This window comes from Affinundibacterium seohonense (assembly GCF_014284305.1).
Taxonomy (GTDB): Bacteria; Pseudomonadota; Gammaproteobacteria; order Burkholderiales; family Burkholderiaceae_D; genus Undibacterium; species Undibacterium seohonense.
Map to the genome: position 1 here is coordinate 141365 of NZ_JACOFW010000001.1, position 17126 is coordinate 158490.

Sequence of the window (17126 nt, forward strand, 5' to 3'; positions counted from 1 at the left end):
CTTGGCTAGTTAATGGCTAGTTCATGGGTGGAGAACAGTGCTCGTGCTTTCATGCATATTTAATTGATTACAATTTGTAGGGATTTTCACATGGCAAAAAGCGTTGTTGCTAATAAAAAGATGGTTCGTGCTTTGGCATTGGCTGGCGTAATTGGATTATCAGGTTTTTCTACAGGTTGCAGTTTCGTAGGAAATATTGCTGAATCAAATCGTATTGACTATAAAAGTGCGAGCAAGGCTAAAACGACATCTTTAGAAGTCCCACCTGATTTAACACAGATTCGTCGTGACAATCGTTTCTCAATTCCAGACGCAGAGCAAGGTAGTGCGACAGCGTCTTCTTATGCAGCGAAACGCACCGGTAGCTCAACATTAGCTACTGCGAACGGTGTAGTCGCCCCTAATCAGTTAAAAGACATGCGTATTGAACGTAATGGTACGCATCGATATTTGGTTGTGAAGTTGGCGCCAGAAGTGCTGTGGCCGCAATTAAAAGATTTCTGGCAAGAGCAGGGCTTTTTGATTAATGTTGAAAACGAGTCCACAGGCGTTATGGAAACGGATTGGGCGGAAAATCGTGGCAAAATTCCGCAAGATTTTATTCGTTCGACCATTGGTAAAGTATTTGATGGACTTTACTCGACTGGCGAGCGTGATAAGTTCCGTACCCGTGTTGAACGTGCTGCCAATGGTGAAATTGAAATTTATGTAAGTCATCGTGGTGCTCAAGAAGTCTTAACTGGAAGCGATAAAACGAGTACTGCCTGGACCTCCCGTGCCAATGAGGCCGGTTTGGAGGCGGAGTTTTTATCACGTCTCATGCTGCGTTTAGGTGCTGACGAGGTTAAAGCAAAAACGATCGTCGCTGCGAGTGCAAATCCAGCTAGCACTGTTGCTGATACAAATGCAGTGCCACGATCTAAATTGTTGAGTTTGAACGAGTTGAGTTATCTCGAAACCGATGAAGGTTTTGATCGTTCGTGGCGTCGTGTTGGCTTGGCTTTGGATCGTATAGGATTCACAATCGAAGATAGAGATCGCTCTAAAGGTATTTATTTTGTTCGCTATATCGATCAAGATATTGATGCGAAGACTAAAGGTGCTAGTGAAGGTTTCTTTGCACGCTTGTTCTCTTGGGGTTCGACTGACGCTGCGAAAGATGGTCAGAAATACCGTATTTTAGTGCGCGATGCGGGGGAAGTCAGTACTGTTACTGTGCATGGCGATGACGGTAAAGTGGCAGCTACGCCGGTAGCAGCTAAGATTCTAAAAGTCTTAAATGAACAATTAAAATAAACTGTTGTAGCATAAAAAAAGCGGATCAAATTATTTGATCCGCTTTTTTTCGTTCTAAGATTAGCTAAAAATTAGGACAAAAAAAAGCCGGTCAAAGACCGGCTTTTTTTCAAAAGTAATAAAATTACTTAGATGCTGCTGCTGGTGCTGCGTCAGCTGCTGGAGATGCAGGTGCTGCTGCTGCGTCAGCTGCTGGAGCTGGTGCAGATGCTGGAGCTGCTTCAACTGCTGGTGCAGATGCTGGAGCTGGTGCAGATGCTGGAGCTGCTTCAACTGCTGGAGTTGCTGGAGTTTCAGCTGGTTTGTTGCATGCTACCAAAGCTACTGCCAACATAGAAACGAGCAAAAGTGATTTTTTCATGTTTTTACTTTCAAAAAAATAGATCTAAAAAACAACAAACTTGCGATGAATAATTACCGGTAATTATCGCTCAATAGGCTAAGCCGTCGGCACAAAAATCAAAAAGACCTTGCAAATCCTTCGAAACTTTCCTAACCGCGAATTATAATGATTTTTCTGTCAATCGAATATACTTCTGTGCACTTTTTTCGAAAAAAATGAACTAATTTAAGGAATTCGTTAAAAATTAGTTTCTTCATTATGTTTGATCAGCTAAAAGAGCTGAAATGTCGTGAAAAATACTATTTTTTATCGTAAAAACCTCAATAAAGAATTCAATTTTTGTTCAACTCTAGCCAACCATCTTCGTACCAGATACAGAAAGCTTCCAGTACATCCTCCGACGCTTTTATTAGCTCTTCGGCTGATAAATGTCGTTGATTTGCCAAGATGCTTAAAGTTTGTTTGTCGGTTTTCCCGACGGTGAATGATTCACCATTAATAAACACTTGTTTTCCTTGGTAAAGCATTTGTGTTTTGAGTGAGAGCTTCACCCCATACTTGAGCGCTGCCTGAGTAAATTTTTTAGGTGTTAGTGGTTTCTCTGGCGAGTTGAAGAAGACACTTGATTTTGGTTCTGTCAGGTATTCGCCAAGGAAGATTGTCATGTCTTCTTTGTTTAAGCTAATTTTGCTGAGCTCTGCAATTACCTTATCGACCATCGAGGCATCAATTTCAGCTGGATGTTGACACGTTTGTAGATCAGGATCTGCGTAACGCCCCGGCAATTCTATGGTGTCAATCATAAACTGCAAGTATCCTTCGCCTAATTCCTGAAAGGAAGGTGAGCGAAAGCCTATCGAGTAAGTCATACATTCGCCCAGCGCGACACCATCATGAGCATAATGTGGTGGCAGGTATAACATGTCGCCAGGTTCCAAAACAAATTCTTGTTCTGCCTTGAAATTTTGTAGAATTTTTAATGGCATACCTTCAATCAAGGTCAAATCTTTTTGAGAACTAATTTGCCAACGACGTTGACCGTGCGCTTGTAGTAGGAATACATCATAGGAGTCAAAATGCGGCCCAACACCGCCTCCTTCACGCGCATAGCTAATCATTAAATCGTCAAGGCGGGCGTCTGGTGCAAAGCGAAATTGGCGTAGTAATTCATCCGCTTTTTGTTGATGCAAATTGACGCCTTGAACCAAGAGCGTCCAGTCTTTTTTCTCTTTCACTGGAACCTTGGCAATAGGGCCATTTGTCATTTCCCAGTGCTGCTTAAAGAAACAAATCAAACGTGACTCTACGTCGTCACGACTGGCCATTTCAAAGAGCTCGTCCGCGCTGAATAAAGGTTGGAAGTCGGGAATGGCTTGTCGAATCAGGAGAGGCTTTTTTTGCCAGTAGTTTGCAAAGAATTCTTCTGGTGTGATATTGCCAAGTAAAGTGAGCGCAGCTGATTTTTTTTTCATGATGCAATGAGATCTGGTGGATGTAAAAAGTTCAGGCAGGATAAATCATAGCTGCGCATTGAGGAAGGTATAATGCATGATGAAGCACAAAAGAACTGAAATTTTTAAGGAAATAGTATGAAAATTGCCAAAAACACTGTGGTGACCGTTGAGTATAGTTTGTCCGACACCCTCGGTAATCTGATCGAGCAGGGCCAAGAGCCTATGGTTTATTTGCACGGTGGCTACGAGAACACCTTACCAAAAATCGAGGAAGCTCTGGAAGGCAAGAGCGTAGGATTTAATGAAACAATACAAGTTGAGCCGGAAGATGCCTTTGGCGACTATGATGCCGAATTGGTGAAAATGGAAGAGCGTAGCCGCCTGCCATCGCCATTAGAGGTGGGTATGCAATTTGAAGGTACGCCAGATGATGACGAAGAAGGTGAGAGCCTTATTTTCACAGTGACTGAAATTGCGGAAGATAAAGTAGTGTTAGATGGCAATCATCCGTTGGCAGGAATTGCGTTACGCTTTAATTTGCATGTCACAGAGGTCCGAGAAGCAACCGCTGAAGAAATTGCCCATGGACACGTGCATGGGGCCGACTCCCATTTTGATGACGAAGAAGAGGATGGTGAATATCGCACTTATCCCTTGCATTGAGCAACTCTACTTTTTAATTTGCGGGCGAAAAATCAACGACTCCAAGGAGATGTTTGCGTGTCTCCTGGAGTTTGTTTTAGATTTTTCTACGAGCCTCGCGAATATTTTTACACAAGAGTTCGGTCGCATCTAGCACTCTGGGGCCAGCTCGATGTAGCCAATCACCAGGTATGCTGTAGAGATTTTTCTTTTTTACAGCGCTTAGGTTCGGGAAGTTTGCCCAGTCCTTAACAAGTGTTTGATTGTTTTTGCCGCTGTTGAAGATAAAATCCGGGTTGGCAAGCAAAAGTGCTTCAGTCGTGATCGTTGAGCTGATATCTTTAAGCTCCGCAAATACATTTTTACCGCCGCAAAGTTCTATCATTTTCGAAATGAAGTGCTCATGATTAATTGTCATTAAAGGGCTTTTGACCATTTGATGAAAGACGCCGACAGGCTTTTCATTGTCTTGTAATCGATATTTGCGGGCTAGATTCTTCAACCGCATTCGGAATTGTTGCGCTGTGTTGGCGCCGATATTTTCGGTTCCACTTAGACTCGCAATTTTCTCGATTGAAGTCGCAATATCCTCGTAATTATGAGGTTCACTTTCAAAAACGGTAATTTTGTTATCTCGTAATTTTTTTGCGAGAAGTTTTGCGTTCCCTGTTCCCCAAATAATAACGAGATCCGGTTTAAGAGCCAATAAACGCTCGAGGTCGAGCGCAAAAATATTGCCAACTGAGGTGATTTTTTTTGCTTCTTCTGGAAAGTCACTGTATTCGCTGACCCCGACAAGTAAATCTCCAGCCCCTGCGGCAAATACCAATTCTGTGACATGCGGAGCCAAACTGATAATGCGTCTGGCTGGCTTTTCGAGAATCACTGCACGTTGACCGTCGTCGACAACTCTGATGGTGGGATGCGCTTGGGCTATGGAGCATATGCAAAGTAGCAGAATTGCGATGCAGGAAAGAGGAAATTTCTGCAATTGAGTTGAAAATTTGAGTATCAAAACGTGCCTAGATTTCTAAATTATCGATCAAGCGTGTGTTGCCGAGTTTAGCTGCACTCAAAACAACAAGCGGTTCATTTTTTTCCAAGTCTTCCATGCTAGGTGCTTTTAAGTCAGCACGCTTGCGAATCGCGACATAGTCAGGTTTCCAAAAACGATCTGACAGCAATTGCATCGCTTTTTGCTCGATTGAAGTGATTTCTTTGCCACCAGTACGTACTTGATCCGCGACTTGGTTGAGTGTTTGGTAAAGTGTTGGTGCTTCAAGTCGCTCTTCGGTGCTTAAATAGCCGTTGCGAGAGGATAGTGCTAGTCCATCTTCTGCGCGCCAAGTTTCAGCCGCAATTATCTCAGTTGGTAACGCAAATTGTTTTGCCATGTTGCGAATAATCATTAACTGCTGATAGTCTTTTTTTCCAAAGACTGCAACCCGGGGTTGTACACAGGAGAAAAGTTTAAGTACAACAGTGCTGACGCCATTAAAAAAGCCTGGGCGGAATTCTCCTTCAAGAATATCACCAAGATCATTGGGCGGCTGCACACGATACTCTTGAGGTTCAGGATATAAGTCTTTTTCAGTTGGGGCGAATAGGACGTAGACACCTTCTTTTTCTAGTTTTTCAATGTCAGCCTGAAATGTTCGCGGATACTTGTCGAAATCTTCATTTGGGCCAAATTGCAATCGATTTACAAAAATTGAAGCGACAACAGGATCTCCGTGCCGACGCGCCAAGCGCATCAATGATAGATGTCCTTCGTGCAGATTGCCCATTGTAGGAACAAAAGCCGTACGTAATTGTCCGCGTAGTTGATCGCGTAGTTCTTCAATGGAGGAAATAATTTTCATTTGAATGGAAGGGGGGATAAGTAGTTGCAGAAAGCAAAATTAAACTGGGGCATAGGCCAAACGGACATAAATGGGTGCAAAGGCTTCCGCTTGGGTGATTTCTATGAGTGTTTCTTTTGCCAATTCGAGCAAGGCAACAAAATTGACAACTAAAACTGGCGTCCCTCGACTGGGATCAAATAAATCGGTAAATTCAACAAATTTACTCGACTGTAATCGACGTAAAATACTGCTCATGTGCTCGCGTACTGATAATTCTTCGCGACTAATTTTGTGGTGGGCGACTAGTTTTGCTCTTCCTAGAACATCAGCCCAAGCTTGCTGTAGGTCGACTATTCGGACTTCGGGCCAATGCAATATCGTATTTTGCTCAATAAAGACTTGTGCGTGAAGAAAGTCTCGCCCAAGTTGCGGCACGGCGTTTAATTCATATGCAGCTAGTTTCATTTGCTCATATTCCAACAGGCGTCTCACTAGTGCCGCTCGAGGGTCATCTGCTTCTTCACCTTCCTGAGCTTTATTACTTGGCACTAGCATACGAGACTTAATTTCAATGAGCATCGCTGCCATCAATAAATATTCTGCGGCAAGTTCTAAATTATGTTGGCGAATTTGATCGACGTATTGCAGATACTGGAGTGTCACCTGCGCCATCGGAATATCTAGAATGTTGAAATTTTGCTTGCGAATTAAATACAGCAATAAATCTAGAGGGCCTTCGAAAGCCTCCAAAAAAATCTCTAATGCATCCGGTGGGATGTAAAGATCATTAGGAAGCTTGAATAAAGGCTCTCCGTACAGCTTAGCGAAAGCCAATCCATCAACGACATTTGGCGTGCTATCAGTTGCACCAATGATCGGTAGTTCCGTTGCTGGTAGAGTTTGCGTAGACATGCGCCTGAGTTTTTGAAGCGACGTGATAAGTTAAATCAAATAGCGTCAATATGAATTAGTTTTTGTTTTGATAAACGTAAGGCTGCTGACTAATGCGAGCCTCGGCAGAACGTCGTTGTGTATCAAGGTCAACTGGCGCCTTATCCCAAAGCAAGGCACGACCATCACGTTGACTTTGTTCAAGTTGTGGATTAGCTTCCTTTAAGCTTGTCAGAAATTGTGTCGCTTCGGACTGATATAGGGAAAATTGTTTTGAGAATTTCATTGTTTTTCAATCGAAAAAAATTGGCGACAGTTTGATGATTTTTAAGTCGCAATAAAATCAAGTCGTGCATTTTACCTTGTAATCGCTGGTGACTTGTCTAATAGAAGGTATATTCTTGGAAAATGTTGTGTTCCAATCGGTATGTCTAAAGGTACTGCAAGTTTTTGGTCAAATTGTTTCTAATAGCGGGATTTAGATCGAAATTGAATAGATTCTTTAAAATGTTGCATCCGATTGATTAACAGCGAGGGGTCAGTTTCTTTAATTAGCAAAGCGTTGTGTTCTGGTTTGAGAAAGCCTGATAAAACTGCATGTTCCAAGAACTGCAAAAGATGGTCATAAAAGCCGTTGGCGTTTAACAAGCCGAGTGGTTTGTGATGGAAGCCGAGTTGTAGCCACGTGAACATTTCGAATAACTCTTCTAACGTGCCTATGCCTCCCGGAAGGGCGATAAAGCCATCGGATAGTTCGGCCATGAGTGCTTTTCTTTCGTGCATGTTGGCCACGATATGTAATTTGCTCAAGTTGCTATGGCCCACTTCGCGTTCCATTAACGCTTTCGGAATCACTCCAGTAACATGGCCGCCAAGATGAAGTACCTCATCAGCAATGACTTTCATGAGTCCGACATCGCCGCCACCGTAAACTAATTCAAGTTTATGTTGTACTAGTTGACTCGCTAATCCCAGCGCTGCTTGACGAAAGTCCGGTGAGTTGCCAGAAGCAGATCCACAATATACGCAAATTGATTTCATATCGGCAGTCTATGATTCTCGTTTGATTTTCAATAGATAATCTTGCGATAACTTCTCAAAAACGTCTTTTGTATGCCCACGCAAATAGGGACTGATTTGCACGATAACTTGGTAGCATCCGCGCGCCAGAGACTCCGACATGGTTTGCAATTCAGTGTATTTTCGTGGATTGCGCACATATTCATACGATAGCCAATAAGTCGCAACGACGACCATATTGGTTGCCAAGGCTTCAACGGTGATATCGTCAGCTTCAAATTCACCGTCAGCCCGTAATCCTAGGCACAGCTCTGTTGCGACCTTGATTTTGTGATTGAGAATTTGTTTGAAAGTGAGTTCTAATTTGCGATTTCGGGTGAGTAAATCGTTGAGATCGCGGTAGAAAAAGCGATAGCGCCAAATTAACTCAAACGTCAAATGTAAGTAAGTCCAGATGTCTTGAATATTGGCCTTTCGACCTTCTGGAAATGCGAGTTTTTTATTGATTTCTTCTTCGAACTGTATGAACAGTGAATTGACAATATCTTCTTTGTTGCGGAAATGGTAGTAAAGATTGCCAGGTGAAATACTCATTTCTTCGGCAATAATCGTTGTGGTAATGTTAGGTTCACCAAAGTCGTTAAATAACTTGAGTGATAGATCTAAAATACGATCGCGGGTTCGTCTTGGTGTTTTATTTTGCATGTTGAATGCCTATTGATTTTGTCTAATCGCAAGAAGCGACCACTCGGCAATAGAATATCATTGAATCAAGCAATACCCCAAATTTACAGGTGCAAAAATTCGATTAAACGAAATCAAATTTGATTCCGTTTAATTTTTCTCTGAAGGCTTGGAAACTTCAATCAAGCGTGTTTTGGCTAGTTTGTCATGCAAGAATTGACCATCTTTGATAAATAATGCTGTAGCGGCCCAAAAACAAAATCCAATGGCAGTCGGTATTACTAGCTCTGCATTTTTCAACCCAAATTGATACGCAATAATGAAGCCTGGTAAAAACCACATCCAAGCAAGACAATACCGAACAATGGCTTTTATTAGTGGTACGCGCTGATAGTCATCATTCACCAATTTAATGCGCCAAGTTTGCATTGCTAGCGTCTGACCTCCACGGCGCCAGAAAAAAATGAAGTAACTACCAATTATGAAGAAGAGAAAAGTCTCTCTGGCGTGCCGCAAGGTGAGGGCGCTTTTGCTTTGAGTACTTATGTCAAAAATGGCACCTGCAAAAAAAACCACCCCAAAAACTAACGCTGCTTCATAAATCAACATACATACGAGGCGGCGTTTTAAGCTTGGAGTGGGGTATTGTGCAGCAGAGTCGATTTGATTCACTTGCAAGAGTCTTCGTTAAGTTTATTTGATACCAGTCTGGGAGGCACTACTGCTTACGGGGTTTGTAGGCGGCGGTCCTTTTTTTAGTGGTGCTAATGGCGTTGTTGTACGTTTAGATTCTGGCTGTATGGTAGTAATGGTTTTCTTTTGTTTAGCTTCGTTGGCTAATTTTTGCTTCTCTGCTTCGCTCAATTGCTGGTATTGCTGCCATTGTGCAGATTTTTGTTCAGCAGTTTTTTTGCTGGTATTGGCAAAATTTTCTCTGACTGCCATACGTTGTTCCGGCGTCATTTTAACCCAAGTTTGAACGCGTTCTTGAACTCGTTGCTGTTCTTCGGGTTTCATGCTTGCATATTTATTGGCTACCCCTAACCATTTTTTCTGACGCAGTGGATCCATTTTATTCCACTCGTTCGCGAGTGGCGCAAGCGCTGTTTTTTGCTCAGGACTTAGTTGACTCCAATTGGTCTGGGTTAGATTTGCTGGCGCGCTAACATTGTTTTTCTGCGGGGATTTCGACAAGTCGTTTGAAGCTGGAGCGGGAATGCTGGTTGAATTGCTCTCAACAGTTGGCACCTGAAAAGCAAACGCACTGCTGTTCAGATTAATAAACAGCAGTGATGAAGTAATGTAGAGATATGAAGCGAATGATAAATTCTGAATACGCACTCTTACTCCTCAATCTTTGCAGGGGGTGTTTCTTTGTTTAAATAAGCATTAAATCCACTATCCAAATAGGCATCTGGTGGAAGTTCATCTACCAATACCGCTGCATCAATTTCAGCCAAATCATTTATTTGTTGTTCTTGTTCATGCTCATAAAGTCCATAAAGACCGAGCATCAACACAAGTAAAGGTAACGCAAGCCATGATTTTTTAATCCAATTCTTTTGAGAAAAAGAGACACCATTGCTACCGGCAAGCACACCACCAAATGCCAATGCGCGACTAGGTTCAGCTTGCTTTTGACGCGATAAGGCTAATTGACGCGCATTCGCTAAGCGTTCCAAAGTCGCCTCTGGAAGTTTTTCGCTTGATTCAGTCATCGCACGGCGCACTTTGTATGCGAAATCGATTTCCTCTTTGTCTTTTGCGTAAGTCATAAGTGTATCCCTATTGCTTTAAGTGAAGCTGCCAGTGCGTGAGTCGCTCTTGAACAATGCGTTTTCACGCTCCCCTCTGAACAACCCATCGCTGTCGCAGTCTCTGCGACGTCCATATCTTCCCAATAACGCATGAGAAAGGCTTCTCGTTGACGAGTAGGAAGTTTTTTTATTTGCTCATCAATAATATTTAAAACTTGTTCTCTTTCCAATTTTTGCTCAGTCGATTCAGCCGCTTCGCTGCCTTCTTCCGACGAATGTACCTCTAATATATCAAAATTATCGTCATCTTGATTATTCGTGGTGATGTTGGAAAATAAACTTATTCGATTATTTCTGACTTTTTCTCTTCGGAAAAAATCTAATATAGTGTTTTGCAATATACGTTGAAATAACATCGGCAATTCATTTGCAGGCTTGTCGCCGTATTTTTCTGATAACTTGATCATTGCATCTTGCACAATGTCTAATGCAGATTCATCGTTGCGAACCATGTACACCGCGTGTTTATATGCGCGACGTTCTACGCCTTCGAGGAAGTTGGATAATTCTTTTGTGGTTGCCATTCGGAGGATGGTGCCTTGGAAAACGTAAAATTTCTAAAATGTTAGAAAAAGCGAAATGCAAGTGTAAGCCCCATAACGATCAAATCGTAAATTGGTTTACATTTCCTGCACTTTTTCGGTGCGACAGCTTTTTTGCTCGCATACTAAAAGTGCGCACATGCTAGCAAAAAAGCTTAGTGATGTCCTCTTATTTCATGAAAATGCCAGCCAAATTGAGTAAATGATTGGTGGTAAGCAGCTGAATTTACGTATTTCTTTCAAATTTCTTGCAATCGCGATCTAAATAGTCTTGACCAAATTGCTGCATCGCAGTAGTGTAGAGGCTCGCTCCAAAATCTCGGAGTACCAACACTTGTTTGATCTGGCCCACAATGCCTCTGTCAGCAAGTCACTATCAGTAAATTGTTAGTAGCAGTTTGTTCTAACCCATGCCACAAGCGTGAGAAATTAAAGATTTCTTAGCTATACCCTGACCGCACGAGTCGCCATTAAGCTTTGCCTAGAATATTGTCCAACGGATAGTAGAAGGGGGAAGTGACCGCACAAAAAGGAACGTCAGTTGACTGCTTTTGAAACTTGAATTTCGTCAGGAAAGAGCATCCGATCAATCTCCAATGGACCTTGAAAGGAAATAAAATGAGTTCAGAACGACCGTCCGACCGTCAAACGGATCGCGGTGCAGACCGCAACACAGAGTACACAGGCGCGGAAATCCTCGTTAAGTGTCTCGCAGAAGAGGGCGTAGAGCATGTATTCGGCTATCCGGGTGGTGCAGTCCTTTATATCTATGACGCGATTTTTAATCAGCGTGAATTTCAACACATACTAGTCCGTCACGAGCAGGCAGCAATTCATGCCGCTGATGCATATTCTCGCTCGTCCAATAAAGTTGGCGTCGCTTTGGTGACTTCCGGCCCTGGCGTGACGAATGCAGTGACAGGCTTGGCAACAGCTTACATGGATTCTATTCCCATGATCGTCATTTCTGGACAAGTTCCTAGCCATGCAATCGGCGAAGATGCGTTTCAGGAATGTGATACCGTGGGCATCACTCGTCCATGTGTAAAGCATAATTTCTTAGTGAAAGACGTGCGTGATTTGGCCGATACCGTGAAGAAGGCGTTCTTCATTGCGACTACAGGTCGTCCAGGTCCGGTATTGATTGATATCCCAAAAGATATTAGCAATCACAAAACTACGTATCACTATCCTAAAGAAATTGAAATGCGTTCTTATCGCCCAGTCGATAAAGGTCACGCAGGGCAAATTCGTAAAGCGGTTCAATTGCTGCTGCAAGCAGAGCGCCCAATGATTTACACCGGAGGCGGTGTAATTCTGGCAAACGCCGCACCAGAATTGAATAAATTAGTTGATCAATTAGGCTTTCCTGTTACCAATACACTGATGGGGCTGGGTGGCTATCGCGCAGCTGACGATAAGTTCGTTGGTATGCCAGGTATGCATGGCACTTATGAAGCCAACATGGCGATGCAACACTGCGACGTGTTGATTGCGATCGGTGCGCGTTTTGATGACCGAGTGATCGGGAATCCTAAACATTTCGCTTCGCATCCGCGTAAGATTATTCACGTCGATATTGATCCTTCATCGATTTCTAAACGCGTGAAAGTCGACATTCCTATCGTCGGTAATGTCAAAGACGTATTGGTTGAAATGCTCTCGCAGTTGGCTGCGTCTGATGCGAAACCAAACGCCAAACCTTTAGCAGACTGGTGGAAACAGATTAATAAGTGGCGTCAACAAGATTGTCTTGGCTATACAGATTCTTCCGAGATTATCAAGCCACAATCAATTATCCAAAAAGTGTGTGAAATCACCAAAGGTGATGCTTTCGTCACATCTGACGTTGGTCAACATCAAATGTGGGCGGCGCAGTACTACAAATTTAATCAACCACGTCGCTGGATTAATTCCGGCGGTTTGGGAACCATGGGAGTTGGCTTGCCATATGCGATGGGCGTACAGATGGCGAATCCTGACGCGACAGTCGCTTGTATTACAGGCGAAGCATCAATCCAAATGTGCATCCAAGAGCTCGCAACCTGCAAGCAATATCATCTGACACCAAAAATCATTTTGTTGAATAACCGTGCGCTTGGCATGGTTCGCCAGTGGCAACAAATTGATTATGCTGGTCGCTATGCGGAATCCTATATGGACTCTTTGCCTGACTTTACCAAATTGGTTGAAGCCTATGGACATGTCGGCATGAAGATTGAAAATCCTGCCGATGTGGATGGCGCATTGCAAGAAGCATTTGCCATGAAAGACAAGTTAGTGTTCATGAATTTCATTACAGATCAAGATGAAAAAGTGTGGCCTATGGTGAAAGCCGGTAAAGGTCTGACTGAAATGCTGCTTGGTTCGGAGGATTTGTAATGCGACACATTATTTCCGTATTGCTCGAAAACGAAGCGGGCGCCTTATCGCGTGTAGTGGGCTTATTCTCTGCACGTGGTTATAACATCGAAACTTTGACGGTTGCGCCTACCGAAGACGCAACGCTGTCACGTATGACTATCGTCACCACAGGTTCAGATGATGTGATTGAACAAATCACCAAACATTTGAATCGTTTGATTGAAGTGGTGAAAGTTGTCGACTTAACTGAAGGTGCGCATATTGAACGTGAGCTCATGCTCATCAAAGTGCGCGCAGTCGGTAAAGAACGTGAAGAGATGAAACGTACAGCGGATATTTTCCGCGGCCGTATCATCGACGTCACTGAAAAAAGCTACACCATAGAATTGACTGGTAACAAAGGAAAGCTCGATGCCTTTATCGATTCCATAGAACGTACCGCGATTCTAGAAACAGTCCGTACCGGTGGTTCTGGTATTGGGCGTGGTGAACGCATCCTGAAAGTGTAATCCGATTTAGCAGAAGAAGTAAAACCGCGAAGGCGCAGAGGATACCGAGAATTGAAAGATTCTTCCTCCGTGCTCTCGGTGTCTCTGCGGTCCAGATTAAAGCCAATGTTGGCGACTTAGTTTCAGTTTCGATTTTGAATAATTCAAATTTATAGGATATTAAAATGAAAGTTTTTTACGATAAAGATTGCGATCTCTCTTTGATCAAAGGCAAAAAAGTTGCCATCATTGGTTACGGTTCACAAGGCCATGCGCACGCATTGAATATGAGTGAATCTGGTTGCCAGATCACGGTTGCTTTGCGTAAAGGCGGCGCGTCTTGGGATAAAGCAAAAAATGCAGGCTTGAAGGTCGCGGAAGTGAATGATGCAGTTAAAGAAGCCGACGTCATCATGATCTTGTTGCCAGATGAAAATATCGCTCAGGTCTACAACGAAAACGTCGCACCATACGCGAAACAAGGCGCTGTATTGGCGTTCGCTCACGGCTTTAACGTTCATTACGGTCAAGTCGTTCCACGCGCCGATATGGATGTGATCATGATCGCACCAAAAGCACCAGGTCATACAGTGCGCGCAACCTACACACAAGGTGGCGGTGTGCCACATTTGATCGCTGTGTATCAAGATAAATCAGGTGCTGCTCGCGACATCGCTTTGTCTTATGCAATGGCAAATGGTGGCGGTCGTGCAGGCATAATCGAAACCAACTTCCGTGAAGAAACTGAAACCGATTTGTTCGGTGAACAAGCAGTTTTGTGCGGTGGTGCAGTGGAATTGATCAAAGCTGGTTTTGAAACTTTGGTCGAAGGTGGTTATGCTCCAGAAATGGCTTATTTCGAATGCTTGCACGAGTTGAAATTGATCGTCGATTTGATCTATGAAGGCGGCATCGCCAACATGAATTACTCGATCTCAAACAACGCCGAATATGGTGAATACGTCACTGGTCCGCGCATCGTTACAGACGCGACCAAGCAAGCAATGCGTCAGTGTTTGAAAGATATTCAAACTGGCGAATACGCAAAGAGCTTCATCTTGGAAAACAAAGCAGGCGCGCCAACTTTGATATCACGTCGTCGTTTGAACTCTGAGCATCAGATCGAACAAGTCGGTGCTAAATTGCGCGCGATGATGCCATGGATTGCTAAAAACAAAATGGTTGATCAGTCGAAGAACTGATTTATTATTTTATCGCGGCATCATTCAGCGCACGCAAGTATGCGTGCGCTGCTCGAAGGCTAAAAGTCACCCGCAGGGGTGACTTTTTTTTCGCCTTCAAGTGCACTTGGATCGCGAAGAACAAGATGGTTGATCAATCGAAGAACTAATCAGTTTGATTGAGTGTTAGCGTAAAAAAGCCGTCAATGTTGACGGCTTTTTTAATGGTTAAAATTTGGTGTTAGCGATGATTTCGCGACATCATCATTAATCGTTCAAATAAATGCACATCTTGTTCATTCTTTAAAAGCGCGCCATGTAACGGCGGAACGGTATTTTTATTTTCTTTGGAAAGTAAAGCTTCGGCGGGTATATCCTCCGCCAACAATAACTTGAGCCAGTCGATTAGCTCTGACGTCGATGGCTTCTTCTTGAGTCCATTGACTTCACGTAATTGATAGAATGCCTCTAATGCATTGTTGAGTAATTCAATTTTTAAATTCGGAAAATGTACATTAACAATCGCCTGCATCGTTTCTTTGTCTGGGAATTTAATGTAATGGAAGAAGCACCGGCGTAAGAATGCGTCGGGCAATTCTTTTTCATTATTTGAGGTGATGATTACCAATGGTCTATGTTTGGTGCGTACCATTTGTCGCGTTTCATAAACATAAAATTCCATGCGATCCAATTCGCGCAATAAATCATTGGGAAATTCAATATCAGCTTTGTCGATTTCATCAATGAGCAAAACAACTGGCTCATCGGCATTGAAGGCTTGCCACAACACGCCTTTGATTATGTAGTTGTGAATGTCTTTGACGCGCTCATCGCCCAATTGTGAATCACGTAAGCGTGAAACTGCGTCGTATTCGTACAAGCCTTGTTGCGCCTTGGTAGTGGACTTGATATGCCACTGGAGCAGTGGCATGTCCAATGCAGCGGCCACTTCTTCTGCCAACATGGTCTTACCTGTGCCTGGCTCACCCTTAATCAATAAAGGTCGTTGTAAAGTGAGTGCTGCATTGACCGCGAGTTTTAAGTCATCGGTAGCGACATAATTATCCGCACCGTCAAAGCGTCGAGTATTTTTCATGAAAGTTAATTGCTGTTATTGCATTCGAAAAGATTGAGTCGTGAGTATAAACATAAAATCTTGTCAGGATGTCGGGCGAGGTGATTCTGGTAGTAAGCCTCGAATCGAGAAAGTTATAGAATTGTGTTTGCATATAACTTATTGAAATCTCTTAATGAAGGTAATTTGTGTCTGAAATGCACATGAAATTTGCGCAAAAATAATGGTTATCGGCTAAAATGCTGACTTCGATCAAATCGCAGTTTTGATTTTCCTGATTATTTTCTCTCAGCTAATATGAAAAAATTATTTGCTCTACTCGCTTTGGCGAGCGTCGCACAGGTCGCTGTGTCGGCTGAAGTTGTTGGTAACGCGAAAGCCGCAGAAAACAAAGTGGCGATGTGTATCGGTTGCCATGCGATCCCAGGTTATAAAGCTACTTTTCCTGAAGTGTATCAAGTGCCTATGATTGGTGGACAATCTGCAAAGTACATTGAAAACGCATTGAAAGCCTATCGTAAAGGCGATCGCAAGCATCCATCAATGCGCGGTATCGCAGGTAGCTTGAGCGATCAGGATATTGCTGATTTGGCTGCATACTACGCACAACAAAAATAAGCTGAGGATAATATGAAAAAAATCGCTTTAGTTGCTTTATCGCTGACATTCTCTGCTAGTGCATTTGCTGCTGGTAACATCGAAGCAGGCAAGGTCGCTGCTGCAAAATTTAACTGTGCTTCATGCCACGGTGCAAATTACAACGAGCCAATTGACCCTAGTTACCCAAAGTTAGCGGGTCAACATAAAGATTATTTGGTTCACGCTTTGAAAGCTTATCAGCGTGGAGCTGTCGGTACTGCTGGTCGTAGTAATGCGATCATGGAAGCGCAGGCAAAAACATTGAGTAATGCTGATATTGAAAACATCTCAGCTTATTTTGCTAGCTTAAAAGGCAGTTTGGTTTTAAAGAAATAAAATCTGTTTTAAATAAAAAAAGCCACGCATGTCGTGGCTTTTTTTATTGGCAGCGCCCTTATTTTCCTGCTCGTTTCATTAATGAGGATAGGTAGGCTTCGCCATCTGGCGGGGTACCATTTCGTTGCGAATTCCAAATCATTTCGCCCAAACAATCCATCATTTCGTGGTGCGCCTCATGGATGGAATTCTTTTTGTGTGCTAATGCTTCGTAAGCGATACGAACACCTTGAGGTTGATTAATTGTTACTTGTTCAGCAATGGTTAAGTGCATTGATAAGTGCAAAAATGGGTTGGTTTTGCCTGAATCGACACTATAGTTGCGTTGCAATGCCGCTTCGACATCGCCGAAGTCATCGGCATATTCGGGATGTTGAGAAATCCAGTCGGCTGCAATCGTTTCTAGCGGAGTGAGAATTTCTTTTGCATGATATTTGCGAAAGGTTTCGCAAAAAAAGCGGCGTACATCGTCTTGACTGGGATTAAACATGTTTTACTTGGTCAGATATC

The 17126-nt window shown here is 43.1% G+C and carries 21 protein-coding genes; 7 read left to right on the plus strand and 14 right to left on the minus strand.

All coding sequences use genetic code 11. The features are described 5' to 3' along the window. Positions 1 to 90 precede the first annotated feature (90 nt). Positions 91 to 1296: an outer membrane protein assembly factor BamC gene (gene bamC / locus H8K52_RS00575; protein WP_186920572.1), complete on the plus strand. Its 1206-nt coding sequence runs from the start codon at positions 91 to 93 to the stop codon at positions 1294 to 1296. Between the two features lie 124 nt (positions 1297 to 1420). Here the strand turns inward: bamC and H8K52_RS00580 are convergent, their stop codons facing one another. Then, positions 1421 to 1657, minus strand: a complete 237-nt coding sequence (locus tag H8K52_RS00580; RefSeq protein ID WP_186920573.1) for a hypothetical protein — start codon at positions 1655 to 1657, stop codon at positions 1421 to 1423. A gap of 314 nt (positions 1658 to 1971) precedes the next feature. Next, a complete protein-coding gene (locus tag H8K52_RS00585) occupies positions 1972 to 3111 on the minus strand; it encodes a cupin domain-containing protein (RefSeq protein WP_186920574.1) in 1140 nt (379 codons plus the stop codon). A 117-nt stretch (positions 3112 to 3228) separates the two neighbouring features. Between H8K52_RS00585 and H8K52_RS00590 the strand changes: the two genes are divergently transcribed. Then, complete coding sequence (locus H8K52_RS00590; RefSeq protein WP_186920575.1) at positions 3229 to 3756, plus strand: FKBP-type peptidyl-prolyl cis-trans isomerase; 528 nt, start codon at positions 3229 to 3231, stop codon at positions 3754 to 3756. Between the two features lie 76 nt (positions 3757 to 3832). Here H8K52_RS00590 and H8K52_RS00595 read toward each other — a convergent pair whose 3' ends face one another. The 10 genes from H8K52_RS00595 to H8K52_RS00640 form a co-directional block, all read right to left on the minus strand. Beyond that, entirely contained in the window at positions 3833 to 4750 is a 918-nt protein-coding gene (locus H8K52_RS00595) for a cobalamin-binding protein (RefSeq protein ID WP_246464169.1), read from the minus strand. A gap of 7 nt (positions 4751 to 4757) precedes the next feature. Then, positions 4758 to 5597, minus strand: coding sequence for a pantoate--beta-alanine ligase (gene panC / locus H8K52_RS00600; RefSeq protein WP_186920576.1), 840 nt, complete (start codon positions 5595 to 5597; stop codon positions 4758 to 4760). Positions 5598 to 5636: 39 nt separating this feature from the next. Then, positions 5637 to 6491 (minus strand): segregation and condensation protein A, encoded by an 855-nt coding sequence (locus H8K52_RS00605; protein ID WP_186920577.1) that lies wholly within the window; start codon positions 6489 to 6491, stop codon positions 5637 to 5639. 55 nt (positions 6492 to 6546) lie between these two features. Further along, the gene (locus tag H8K52_RS00610; protein WP_186920578.1) at positions 6547 to 6756 is read right to left on the minus strand and encodes a DUF3460 family protein; all 210 of its coding nucleotides are present in this window, start codon (positions 6754 to 6756) and stop codon (positions 6547 to 6549) included. 179 nt (positions 6757 to 6935) lie between these two features. After that, the gene (locus H8K52_RS00615) at positions 6936 to 7511 is read right to left on the minus strand and encodes an LOG family protein (protein WP_186920579.1); all 576 of its coding nucleotides are present in this window, start codon (positions 7509 to 7511) and stop codon (positions 6936 to 6938) included. Positions 7512 to 7520: 9 nt separating this feature from the next. Further along, a complete protein-coding gene (locus H8K52_RS00620; protein WP_186920580.1) occupies positions 7521 to 8195 on the minus strand; it encodes a TetR/AcrR family transcriptional regulator in 675 nt (224 codons plus the stop codon). A gap of 129 nt (positions 8196 to 8324) precedes the next feature. Continuing rightward, positions 8325 to 8846, minus strand: a complete 522-nt coding sequence (locus tag H8K52_RS00625) for an RDD family protein (RefSeq protein WP_186920581.1) — start codon at positions 8844 to 8846, stop codon at positions 8325 to 8327. A gap of 21 nt (positions 8847 to 8867) precedes the next feature. Beyond that, positions 8868 to 9515 (minus strand): DUF3106 domain-containing protein, encoded by a 648-nt coding sequence (locus tag H8K52_RS00630; RefSeq protein WP_186920582.1) that lies wholly within the window; start codon positions 9513 to 9515, stop codon positions 8868 to 8870. 2 nt (positions 9516 to 9517) lie between these two features. Then, a complete protein-coding gene (locus H8K52_RS00635) occupies positions 9518 to 9949 on the minus strand; it encodes a DUF3619 family protein (RefSeq protein ID WP_186920583.1) in 432 nt (143 codons plus the stop codon). Further along, complete coding sequence (locus tag H8K52_RS00640) at positions 9946 to 10515, minus strand: RNA polymerase sigma factor (RefSeq protein WP_186920584.1); 570 nt, start codon at positions 10513 to 10515, stop codon at positions 9946 to 9948. Before H8K52_RS00640 ends, H8K52_RS00635 begins: the two co-directional genes overlap by 4 nt. A gap of 636 nt (positions 10516 to 11151) precedes the next feature. On the opposite strand from H8K52_RS00640, the gene H8K52_RS00645 reads away from it, so the two are divergent. The 3 genes from H8K52_RS00645 (at position 11152) to ilvC (ending at position 14587) form a co-directional block, all read left to right on the plus strand. Next, a complete protein-coding gene (locus H8K52_RS00645) occupies positions 11152 to 12915 on the plus strand; it encodes an acetolactate synthase 3 catalytic subunit (RefSeq protein WP_186920585.1) in 1764 nt (587 codons plus the stop codon). Then, positions 12915 to 13406, plus strand: a complete 492-nt coding sequence (ilvN, locus tag H8K52_RS00650; RefSeq protein WP_186889435.1) for an acetolactate synthase small subunit — start codon at positions 12915 to 12917, stop codon at positions 13404 to 13406. The genes H8K52_RS00645 and ilvN overlap by 1 nt, the downstream gene beginning before the upstream one ends. 164 nt (positions 13407 to 13570) lie before the next feature. Then, positions 13571 to 14587, plus strand: coding sequence for a ketol-acid reductoisomerase (gene ilvC / locus H8K52_RS00655; protein ID WP_186920586.1), 1017 nt, complete (start codon positions 13571 to 13573; stop codon positions 14585 to 14587). Between the two features lie 220 nt (positions 14588 to 14807). Here ilvC and H8K52_RS00660 read toward each other — a convergent pair whose 3' ends face one another. Then, the gene (locus tag H8K52_RS00660; protein ID WP_186920587.1) at positions 14808 to 15662 is read right to left on the minus strand and encodes an AAA family ATPase; all 855 of its coding nucleotides are present in this window, start codon (positions 15660 to 15662) and stop codon (positions 14808 to 14810) included. Positions 15663 to 15938: 276 nt separating this feature from the next. Between H8K52_RS00660 and H8K52_RS00665 the strand changes: the two genes are divergently transcribed. Then, positions 15939 to 16259 carry a c-type cytochrome gene (locus H8K52_RS00665; protein WP_186920588.1) on the plus strand — a complete coding sequence of 107 codons (321 nt, stop codon included), beginning with the start codon at positions 15939 to 15941 and terminating at the stop codon, positions 16257 to 16259. A gap of 12 nt (positions 16260 to 16271) precedes the next feature. After that, entirely contained in the window at positions 16272 to 16616 is a 345-nt protein-coding gene (locus H8K52_RS00670; protein ID WP_186920589.1) for a c-type cytochrome, read from the plus strand. 58 nt (positions 16617 to 16674) lie between these two features. Here H8K52_RS00670 and H8K52_RS00675 read toward each other — a convergent pair whose 3' ends face one another. Further along, positions 16675 to 17106, minus strand: coding sequence for a DUF1841 family protein (locus H8K52_RS00675; protein WP_186920590.1), 432 nt, complete (start codon positions 17104 to 17106; stop codon positions 16675 to 16677). Positions 17107 to 17126 lie beyond the last annotated feature (20 nt).

What these genes read in the sequence shown, in the direction of transcription:
- bamC (WP_186920572.1), top strand. Translation starts at nt 91, where the DNA reads ATGGCAAAAAGCGTTGTTGCTAATAAAAAGATGGTTCGTGCTTTGGCA.
- H8K52_RS00580 (WP_186920573.1), bottom strand. Translation starts at nt 1,657, where the DNA reads ATGAAAAAATCACTTTTGCTCGTTTCTATGTTGGCAGTAGCTTTGGTA.
- H8K52_RS00585 (WP_186920574.1), bottom strand. Translation starts at nt 3,111, where the DNA reads ATGAAAAAAAAATCAGCTGCGCTCACTTTACTTGGCAATATCACACCA.
- H8K52_RS00590 (WP_186920575.1), top strand. Translation starts at nt 3,229, where the DNA reads ATGAAAATTGCCAAAAACACTGTGGTGACCGTTGAGTATAGTTTGTCC.
- panC (WP_186920576.1), bottom strand. Translation starts at nt 5,597, where the DNA reads ATGAAAATTATTTCCTCCATTGAAGAACTACGCGATCAACTACGCGGA.
- H8K52_RS00605 (WP_186920577.1), bottom strand. Translation starts at nt 6,491, where the DNA reads ATGTCTACGCAAACTCTACCAGCAACGGAACTACCGATCATTGGTGCA.
- H8K52_RS00610 (WP_186920578.1), bottom strand. Translation starts at nt 6,756, where the DNA reads ATGAAATTCTCAAAACAATTTTCCCTATATCAGTCCGAAGCGACACAA.
- H8K52_RS00615 (WP_186920579.1), bottom strand. Translation starts at nt 7,511, where the DNA reads ATGAAATCAATTTGCGTATATTGTGGATCTGCTTCTGGCAACTCACCG.
- H8K52_RS00620 (WP_186920580.1), bottom strand. Translation starts at nt 8,195, where the DNA reads ATGCAAAATAAAACACCAAGACGAACCCGCGATCGTATTTTAGATCTA.
- H8K52_RS00635 (WP_186920583.1), bottom strand. Translation starts at nt 9,949, where the DNA reads ATGACTTACGCAAAAGACAAAGAGGAAATCGATTTCGCATACAAAGTG.
- H8K52_RS00640 (WP_186920584.1), bottom strand. Translation starts at nt 10,515, where the DNA reads ATGGCAACCACAAAAGAATTATCCAACTTCCTCGAAGGCGTAGAACGT.
- H8K52_RS00645 (WP_186920585.1), top strand. Translation starts at nt 11,152, where the DNA reads ATGAGTTCAGAACGACCGTCCGACCGTCAAACGGATCGCGGTGCAGAC.
- ilvN (WP_186889435.1), top strand. Translation starts at nt 12,915, where the DNA reads ATGCGACACATTATTTCCGTATTGCTCGAAAACGAAGCGGGCGCCTTA.
- ilvC (WP_186920586.1), top strand. Translation starts at nt 13,571, where the DNA reads ATGAAAGTTTTTTACGATAAAGATTGCGATCTCTCTTTGATCAAAGGC.
- H8K52_RS00660 (WP_186920587.1), bottom strand. Translation starts at nt 15,662, where the DNA reads ATGAAAAATACTCGACGCTTTGACGGTGCGGATAATTATGTCGCTACC.
- H8K52_RS00665 (WP_186920588.1), top strand. Translation starts at nt 15,939, where the DNA reads ATGAAAAAATTATTTGCTCTACTCGCTTTGGCGAGCGTCGCACAGGTC.
- H8K52_RS00670 (WP_186920589.1), top strand. Translation starts at nt 16,272, where the DNA reads ATGAAAAAAATCGCTTTAGTTGCTTTATCGCTGACATTCTCTGCTAGT.
- H8K52_RS00675 (WP_186920590.1), bottom strand. Translation starts at nt 17,106, where the DNA reads ATGTTTAATCCCAGTCAAGACGATGTACGCCGCTTTTTTTGCGAAACC.